The sequence below is a fragment of the Streptomyces sp. NPDC004561 genome (genome assembly GCF_053602155.1).
In genome coordinates, this window is sequence record NZ_JBSGDB010000422.1 from 1 (window position 1) to 7,671 (window position 7,671).

Sequence of the window (7,671 nt, forward strand, 5' to 3'; positions counted from 1 at the left end):
GCGGGTGTTCAGGGCGCGGATGATGGTGTCGCAGGCGTCGTCCATGGAGGCGGCGGGGTGGGGGGCGGGCTCGCAGAGCCCCGGGGGGGCCCGCCCCACGTGGGGGGCCCCCCCCGGCCCCCCCCCCCCGCGGCCGGTCGGCCCCCCCCGCCCCCTCCGCCATGTCCGGGACCCCTTCGGCCGGTCGGCCGGTCCCGCGGACCACGTGGACCATGAATCGGTCACACCCCGGGCAGGACGAAGACACCCGGTAGAGGAGGAGTGACGCACTGTCCGTCCAGCGGGCCGCATGGGAGGTTCGAGGTCCTACGACAGACACAAAAAGGGGGGCCGCATGCGAATCTTCGTTCTGGGGTCTTTGGACGCCGAGCTGAGGGGCGTTCCGATCCTGCCCACAGCGGCGAAGCCGCGGCAGATCCTGACACTGCTCGCCATCTACGCCAACCAGGTCCTGCCGGTGTCCGCGCTGATGGAGGAGATCTGGGGCGACGCCCCGCCGCGCAGCGCGCTCACCACGCTGCAGACGTACATCCTCCAGCTGCGGCGCTGCATGGAGAAAGCGCTGCAGGGCGAACCCGGTGGCTCCAAGGAAGTGCTGCTGACCAGGCAGGGGGGATACCTCCTGCACGCGGAGCCCGGCAGCATCGACGTGCACGAGTACGACCGGCTGTCCTCCCTGGGTCAGCGCGCCTACGACCGCGGCGACAACCAGAAGGCCGCGGAGCTCTTCCGGGAGGCCCTCGGCCTGTGGCGGGGCCCCGCCCTGGTCGACGTGCGCACCGGGCCGTTGCTCGAAATCGAGGCGATGCGGTTGGAGGAGAGCCGCCTCGGGGTGATGGAGCGGCGCAACGACGTCGAGCTGCGGCTCGGCCGCCACGCCGAACTGCTGACCGAACTCACCGCGCTGACCGCCCGGCACCCGTTGCACGAGGGTCTGCACGCCCAGTCCATGGTGGCCTTCTACCGGGCGGGGCGCCCCTCCGCCGCGCTGCAGGTCTTCCAGAACCTGCGCGGCCACCTGGTGGAGGAGCTGGGCATCGAACCCTCACAGCGTCTGCAGCGTCTGCAGCGGGCCGTGCTCGGCAGCGATCCGGCGCTGGACATCGACCCCGGGGCCGGGCGGCTGCTCGACCGCTTCGCCGGGTGACTCCGCAAGGAGGAACCGTGCGCGTGCTGTTCTCTGGAGGCCTCGGCATGCCGGCCGTGCTGCGACTCGTCCTGCTCGCCAGGGCGGTCCAGGCGGCCGGCAACGAGGTCCGCTTCTGCTGTCCGGCCCGGGCCCGCCACCGTGTGGCCCGGGCCGGACTCGTCCCGGTCCTGGCCGGCCCGCAGCAGTTCGGCCGGGCGTGGCGGCCCGACCTGGTGGTCCACGATCCGCTGTGCCCCGACTCGACCGCCATGGCGGCCACGTCCGGGGTGCCCACCATCGGCTATCTCCCCTACGCCCACCCGCCGTTGTCGCCGCGGCCGACCGTCTGGATCGACCCCTGCCCGCCGCCGCTGCGGGAGCGGCCGGAGCCCGGAGCTTGGCCGGTGCGCTGCGACGCGTACGAACTGCCGGGGAAGCCGACGCTCCGGCTCACGGCTCTCGCGCCGGTGCCGCGTGTCTGCGTCACCGGGGCGCCGGCCGGGTCCCGGCCGCAGGACCGGCGCCGCGCGCGGCTCTTCCGGCGGGCCGCCGAGGCCGTCGGGAGCCTCGGCCTTGAACTGCTCGAACTGACCGGCGACGACCATCCCTGGAGCCTGCTGCTGCCCGGCTGCGTCGCCGTCGTGCACGGCGGCGACGAGGGGGTCGTGTACGCGGCGGCCCGGTTCGGCATCTCCCAGCTGGTGCTGCCCGCGGGGGAGGAGGAGCGGCGGGCCGGGGCGCGCCTGGAGGCGGCCGGCATCGGCCGCTGTCTGTCCGACGACGAACTGGCGGGCGACCCCAGCATGCTGCGGCTGCGCTTCCACATCGCCGAGCTGGTCAACGGCGGCCGTGTGCTGCCCGAGGCGGCCCGTCTGGGCCTGACCATCGCCCGTATGCCGCAGCCCGCGGACCTCGTCCCGGACATCGAGGCGCTGCTGCGCTGACGTCGGGTGGGGGAGAACAGGTGGACGGGTCCGCGCCGGCGGGGGATGTTCGGCGCGGACCCGTCGGTCCGGATGCCCTGCGGGCGGGCCTCCCCGGCCTGCGGCCGGCGCCGGTGCGGCGGGCAGGAGGCCTCTCCTTGGGCGGCCGGGGGAGGACCCCAGTCTGCCGACCGGCCCTGGAAAACGGCTCGAACACCGGTCGGCAGGCCGTGCCCCGCTCAGCGGGACCCGTCGGCGCGGTCCGGGACGAGCCGCTGCGGCGCCGTCCAGGTCAGGCCGATCGACTCGCAGGGACTGGCGGGTCCGGCCCAGGGGTCCTCGCCGTGGATGTCGAGGATCTGCTCGCGCAGCCACAGGTCGAAGGGGTCCTTCGACTCCGCCCAGCGCTTCCTGGTCCGCTCCGGGTCCGCGGTCTCGAACTCCACGATCACGTAGTCCCGGTTCGGCCGCGGGTCGATGCGCAGCACCTCGTGGGTGATGCCGAGCCGTCGCCGGGAGGCCTCGTACTCGCGCAGGCGCGGCCCCTGCAGTTCCTGGGTGAGCCGGTGCCAGGCCATGGGCTTGCCGTTGCGCAGCGGCACGGTGCGCATCACGGACCGGGTGCCCTGCGCGCTGCGCCGGCCGCCCTTGCGGGGCGCCAGCATCCGCATGCCGAGTGCGGCGAACAGGTTGGACGCCACCCCGTGCGCCCAGCGCTCGGCGATCTTGCCCTCCTCGTCGAACCGCCAGACGACGATGCCGACGGAGACGAACGAGCGGCCGGTGGGCGCGACGCCCAGCAGGTCGCCGAGGTGGGTGCCGCGCCAGGTGTTGTGGATGACGACCATGTCGCCGTGTGCGCTGATGTCCTCGATGGTGACGTGGAAGTCGGGGAACGCCTCACGCAGTCCGCCGATGGTGTACTTCACGCCCTCGGCGCCCTGGGGCGCCCCGGGCAGGCCCTCGTGGTCGACGACGTCCGGCCGGTAGAGCTCGTCCACGACGGAGAAGTCGCCCCGGTTGACGAACTCGGCGAAGACGCGCCGGATGCTCGCCTTGTTGCGTTCCTCGGTGCTCTCCCACGCCGTCAGCGCGGGGTTCGTGGTGGTCGCAGTGGTCACAGCAGCAGTCCTCTCATCATCCTGGGCGTCTACGAGCGCGCTCACGCCGCGGCGGCGGCGTTCGAGGCCCACCGCGTGGCATAGGCGACGTGTTCGAGTTCCGTGGTGCGCAAGGTGCGGGACCAGCCGAGTTTCAGCACCCGGTCGCGCAGCCAGATGGCGGCCGGGTTCTGCAACGCGCCCATCACACCGATGCGGTGGGCGAGCAGCTGCATCGGCCGGGTGCGCTGCTGCCGCTCGGCCTCGTAGCCGCGCAGCGCGTCGGTGACGGTGGCACCGGGCGCGGCAAGGTGTTCGGCCAGCACGAGAGCGTCCTCGACGGCCAGACAGGCGCCCTGTCCGATGTTGAAGCTGACGGCGTGCGCGGCGTCGCCGAGCAGGGTGACCCGGCCCCGTCCCCAGACCGGGTCGGGCTTGCGGTCCACCACGTCGCCGCGGAGGATGCTCTCCGGCACGGTGGCGTCGAGGATCCGCTGCACCGGGTCGGTCCAGCCGGCGTGCCGGGCACGCAGCATGTCCAGGGTCTGCTCGGGGGTGCCCTCGTCGCGGCCGCCCGCGGGGCCGTTGGCGACGCTCATCCAGTGCACGACGCCGGGGGCGATGTCGTAGTACGTGAAGCGGGTCCCGGGGCCGAACAGGGCCTGGAAGCTGCCGGGCTCGAACTCCTCGGGGGTCATCTTCGCGTGACCGCGCCAGGCGATGTAGCCGGTGTAGTCGGGCGGCTGGGGGCCGAGCAGGCCGGCGCGCACGGCGGAGTGGACGCCGTCGGCGCCGATCAGCAGGTCGCCGTCCTCGCAGGTGCCGTCGGCGAAGTGCAGGCTCACCCCGTCGGCGTGCTCGGTGTACCCGGTGACCTCGGCGCCGGTGACGATGGGCGCGTCCACGGCGTCGCGCAGGATGCCGTGCAGGTCGGAGCGGCCGATGGCGACCGTGGGCTGCCCGTAGCGCTCGATGAACTCGCCCACCGGGTAGGTGCCGATGGCCCGGCCGGTCGAGGTCGCGAAGCGGCACACGGACTGGACGGGGGCGATCTCGGTGACCTTCTCGGCGAGCCCGAGGTGGGCCAGGGCGAGCATGCCGTTGGTGAAGATGTGCAGTCCCGCGCCGCCGTCGCGCAGTTCGGGCGCGCGCTCGAAGACGACGGACTCGATGCCCTGCTGCTGGAGGGCCAGTGCGGTGGCGAGACCGCCGAGCCCGCCGCCGGCGATGAGGACCCGGCGGATGGGCCGGGGTGCTTGTGCGGACATGTCTTTCTCCCGGGAGTCGGGGCGGATGGCTTGCGTGCGAGCGGGGCGTCAGCGGCTCAGCTGGGGCATCTCCTTGGCCGGGTAGCGGTCGCCGGCCGTGATGCCGTAGGGGGCGATGGAGTCGATCGCCGCCAGGACGTCGTCGGTGAGCCGCACGTCGCTCGCGGAGACGTTCTCCTCCAGGTAGGTGCGGCGCTTGGTGCCGGGGATGGCGACCACGTCCTGGCCGCGGGAGAGCACCCAGGCGAGCGCCAGGCGGGTGACGGTGGTGTCGGCCGCGGCGGCGAGGTCGCTGAGCCGGTCGACCACGGGCAGGTTCCGGCGGATGTTCTCGTCCTCGAAGCGGGGCGCGATGCGCCGGAAGTCGAAGCCGCCGTCGGGGATGTCGGAGGTGTCGCGGATGGTGCCGGTCAAAAAGCCGCGGCCGAGCGGGCTGTAGGCCACGAAGCCGATGCCCAGCTCGCGCACGGTCTCCAGTACGCCGTTGACCTCGACGTCGCGGGTGAACAGCGAGTACTCGGTCTGTACGGCGGTCAGCGGGTGCACCGCGTGGGCGCGCCGGATGCTCTCGGGCCCGGCCTCGGAGATCCCCAGGTGGCGGACGAGTCCGGCCTGGACGAGTTCGGCGAGCGCGCCGAAGGACTCCTCCACGGGGACGTCGGGGTCGACCCGGTGCAGGTAGTAGAGGTCGAGGTGGTCGGTGCCCAGGCGGCGCAGGGTGCCCTCGATCGCCCGGCGGATGTAGTCGGGGCGGCCGTTGACCTGCCACGTCAGCCGGCCGTCGGCGTCGATCTCGCTGCCCACCTTGGAGGAGAGCACGACCTCGTCGCGGCGCCCGGCGACGGCGCGGCCGATCAGCTCCTCGTTGGCGTACGGGCCGTACATGTCGGCGGTGTCGAGCAGGGTGACGCCGAGCTCCAGCGCCCGGTGGATGGTGGCGAGTGCTTCCGTCGCGTCCGTTTCGCCGTAGCCGATCGTCATGCCCATGCAGCCGAGCCCCTGGGCGGAGACGTCGAGACCGGGCTTGCCCAGCGTGCGGTGTCCGATTGCCATGCGATGTGTCTCCTTGGAATGACGCATTACGTCTGAATGACTGGGGCGGGGGCTGTGGTGGTCTTGCTGGGGAGGGTTCAGGCCGGGACCGGCGCCTGCCAGGTCACCGTGAGGCCGGTGTAGACGTACCGGCTGGCCTCGATGCCGAGCAGCACGATGCGGTGGCCGGGGCGGATGCGTCCCGAGGTCCAGCCCGCGTCCAGCGACAGCGGCACCGCGGCGGAACCGGTGGCCCCCACATCGGCCAGGTTCTCCACGATCCGCCCGGTGAGCGCCTGGTTCTCCTCGGCGGACAGACCGGCGGACTCGTACTCGCCGGCGAAGTAGTCGGCGTTGCCCTCCGGCAGCACGATCGCGTCGAACTCCCCGAGCGGGCGGCCCTCCTTGCGTGTCAGCTCCTGGATCGCGCGGACGAACACCTGCGGCCCGAAGGACGAGGTGCCCGGCACGTCGATCTTCATCTGGATCAGCTGGCGGCGGCGCAGCTGCTCCGCCTGCGACACGTCCGTACCGCCGCCGATGATCTCCATCCCCGGCTTGCGCAGGCCGCCCACGCAGGCGTTGACGAAGGTGGACGCGTCCGCCCACGGGCCGGCCGGGTCATCCGTGGGCTCGGCCCGCAGCACCACGGCCCCCGCGCCGTCGCCGAACGTGTACAGCGTCAGCCGGTCCCGCATCCGCACGCGCGCCGGGTCCTTGTCCAGGAAGAGCGGCGCCATCAGCGGCGAGACGGACTCGCTGCCCACCACGAGGGCGGTGCGCGCCGTCCCGTCGGACAGCTGCCGCCTGGCCAGGTCGAGTGCCTGCACCCAGCCCGCGCAGGCCCCGCGGATCTCGATCGCGGCGATGCTCTCCAGGCCCAGGTAGTGCTGCAGGGTGGTGGCCACATTGGGCAGCGTGTACTCCGGCGTCGCCGTGCACACCACGATCAGGTCGACCTCGCCGGGCTCCACACCGGCCCGTTCCAGGGCCTGCCGGGAGGCACGCTCGGCCATCCGGCTGTTGTTGATCACGTGCTCGCCTGTGGCCGGGTCGATCATCCAGTACCGGGTCTTGACCTGGATGCCGTCGAGGACGTCGTCCGGCAGCGGCCCGACGTACTTCTCCAGCGCGGCGTTGTCCAGCGGATCACCGGGCACATAGCCGCCGGTGGAGAGGATCTTCACGTCGTAGGCGGTGGTCATCGGCCGGGCTCCGTTGCGTGCAGGGGGGCGGGGGAAAGGACGAGCGAGGTGTGGGTGCCGCCGAGGGACGAGCTGTTGACCACGACGGGGCGGTGGGTGCGGCCGTCGCGCCAGGCGCCGACGGCGAGGACCGCCGACAGGTGGGCACCCGCGCCGGCCGGCTCGCCGAGCACCCGCTTCGGGGTCTCGAACCGCACCCGGTCCAGGTCGAACACCCGCTGAACAGCGGCCCGTTCGGGACGGTCGGCGGCGGCGAGACCCGCCGCGTTCGCCCAGACGGCCCCGACGTCCCCGGGGCGCAGCCCGGCGCCCTCCAGCGCCGCGCGCATCGCCCGCTCCACGCCCTCGCCCGACGGGTCCCAGCGGCCGATGCCGCAGGCGTCCGAGACGGTCGCGTGGCCCAGGACCACGGCGTGGATCGGGGCACCGCGCCGCTCGGCGCTCTCCCGGCGCTCCAGCACCAGCGTGATACCGGCCTCGGCGAGCGTGTACCGGCGCCCGGCCGCCGTACCGAACAGCGGGATGCCGCGGTACGCGGCCAGCGCGCCCGGCGAGAAGGCCTCCACCGCGGGCACCAGCAGCCGCTCGGCGCGACCGGTGCGCAGCATGTCGTACGCGACGCCCAGGGCGGCGGCGCCCGCCGCGTGGCCCGAAGTCAGCGTCGACGTCGGTCCCTTGGTACCGAGGGCCATGGCGACCTGACCGGCCGCGCCGTTGTACACGGTGGCCGGGAACACGGCCGGGTTCGCGGCCTGCGCGCCCGCGGACAGCACCGGGGCGGTGAACCGCTCGCTGCTCTCCATCGGACCGATCCCGGTGCCGAGCACCACGCCGGTCGCGGCCGTGGCGGCCGCGTCGCCGTGCGCGTTCGCGTGCCCCAGGGCGGCCCGGCAGGCGGCGACGGCGAGCTGGGAGACCCGGTCCATGCACCTCCAGCGTGTCCATGAAGCTGAGCCGGTCGCCGCCCTCACCGCCGACGTGCAGCAACTCCTCCAGGGCGACGACGTTAGCCAG

7 protein-coding genes are annotated in these 7,671 nt (G+C 73.3%); 2 read left to right on the plus strand and 5 right to left on the minus strand.

Annotation, left to right across the window (positions count from 1 at the left end; all coding sequences use genetic code 11):
- Positions 1-334 precede the first annotated feature (334 nt).
- Together ACWEN3_RS36335 and ACWEN3_RS36340 are read left to right on the plus strand one after the other, a co-directional pair.
- On the plus strand, positions 335-1,147 hold the full coding sequence (locus ACWEN3_RS36335) for an AfsR/SARP family transcriptional regulator (protein WP_452979946.1): 813 nt from the start codon (positions 335-337) through the stop codon (positions 1,145-1,147).
- Between the two features lie 23 nt (positions 1,148-1,170).
- Complete coding sequence (locus ACWEN3_RS36340) at positions 1,171-2,073, plus strand: glycosyltransferase (RefSeq protein WP_452979949.1); 903 nt, start codon at positions 1,171-1,173, stop codon at positions 2,071-2,073.
- Between the two features lie 218 nt (positions 2,074-2,291).
- Here ACWEN3_RS36340 and ACWEN3_RS36345 read toward each other — a convergent pair whose 3' ends face one another.
- The 5 genes from ACWEN3_RS36345 to ACWEN3_RS36365 all read right to left on the minus strand — a co-directional run bounded on the left by ACWEN3_RS36345 (position 2,292) and on the right by ACWEN3_RS36365 (position 7,628).
- Positions 2,292-3,173 carry an ester cyclase gene (locus ACWEN3_RS36345; protein ID WP_452979952.1) on the minus strand — a complete coding sequence of 294 codons (882 nt, stop codon included), beginning with the start codon at positions 3,171-3,173 and terminating at the stop codon, positions 2,292-2,294.
- A gap of 41 nt (positions 3,174-3,214) precedes the next feature.
- Complete coding sequence (locus ACWEN3_RS36350) at positions 3,215-4,420, minus strand: FAD-dependent monooxygenase (RefSeq protein WP_452979955.1); 1,206 nt, start codon at positions 4,418-4,420, stop codon at positions 3,215-3,217.
- A 48-nt stretch (positions 4,421-4,468) separates the two neighbouring features.
- Positions 4,469-5,473, minus strand: a complete 1,005-nt coding sequence (locus tag ACWEN3_RS36355; RefSeq protein WP_452979958.1) for an aldo/keto reductase — start codon at positions 5,471-5,473, stop codon at positions 4,469-4,471.
- Between the two features lie 77 nt (positions 5,474-5,550).
- Positions 5,551-6,657, minus strand: a complete 1,107-nt coding sequence (locus ACWEN3_RS36360) for a 3-oxoacyl-ACP synthase III family protein (protein WP_452979961.1) — start codon at positions 6,655-6,657, stop codon at positions 5,551-5,553.
- The gene (locus tag ACWEN3_RS36365; RefSeq protein ID WP_452979964.1) at positions 6,654-7,628 is read right to left on the minus strand and encodes a beta-ketoacyl synthase N-terminal-like domain-containing protein; all 975 of its coding nucleotides are present in this window, start codon (positions 7,626-7,628) and stop codon (positions 6,654-6,656) included. Before ACWEN3_RS36365 ends, ACWEN3_RS36360 begins: the two co-directional genes overlap by 4 nt.
- Positions 7,629-7,671 lie beyond the last annotated feature (43 nt).

Excerpts from the sequence above, each read along its gene's own strand:
- ACWEN3_RS36360 (WP_452979961.1), bottom strand. The coding sequence starts at position 6,657 with ATGACCACCGCCTACGACGTGAAGATCCTCTCCACCGGCGGCTATGTG.
- ACWEN3_RS36355 (WP_452979958.1), bottom strand. The coding sequence starts at position 5,473 with ATGGCAATCGGACACCGCACGCTGGGCAAGCCCGGTCTCGACGTCTCC.
- ACWEN3_RS36335 (WP_452979946.1), top strand. The coding sequence starts at position 335 with ATGCGAATCTTCGTTCTGGGGTCTTTGGACGCCGAGCTGAGGGGCGTT.
- ACWEN3_RS36350 (WP_452979955.1), bottom strand. The coding sequence starts at position 4,420 with ATGTCCGCACAAGCACCCCGGCCCATCCGCCGGGTCCTCATCGCCGGC.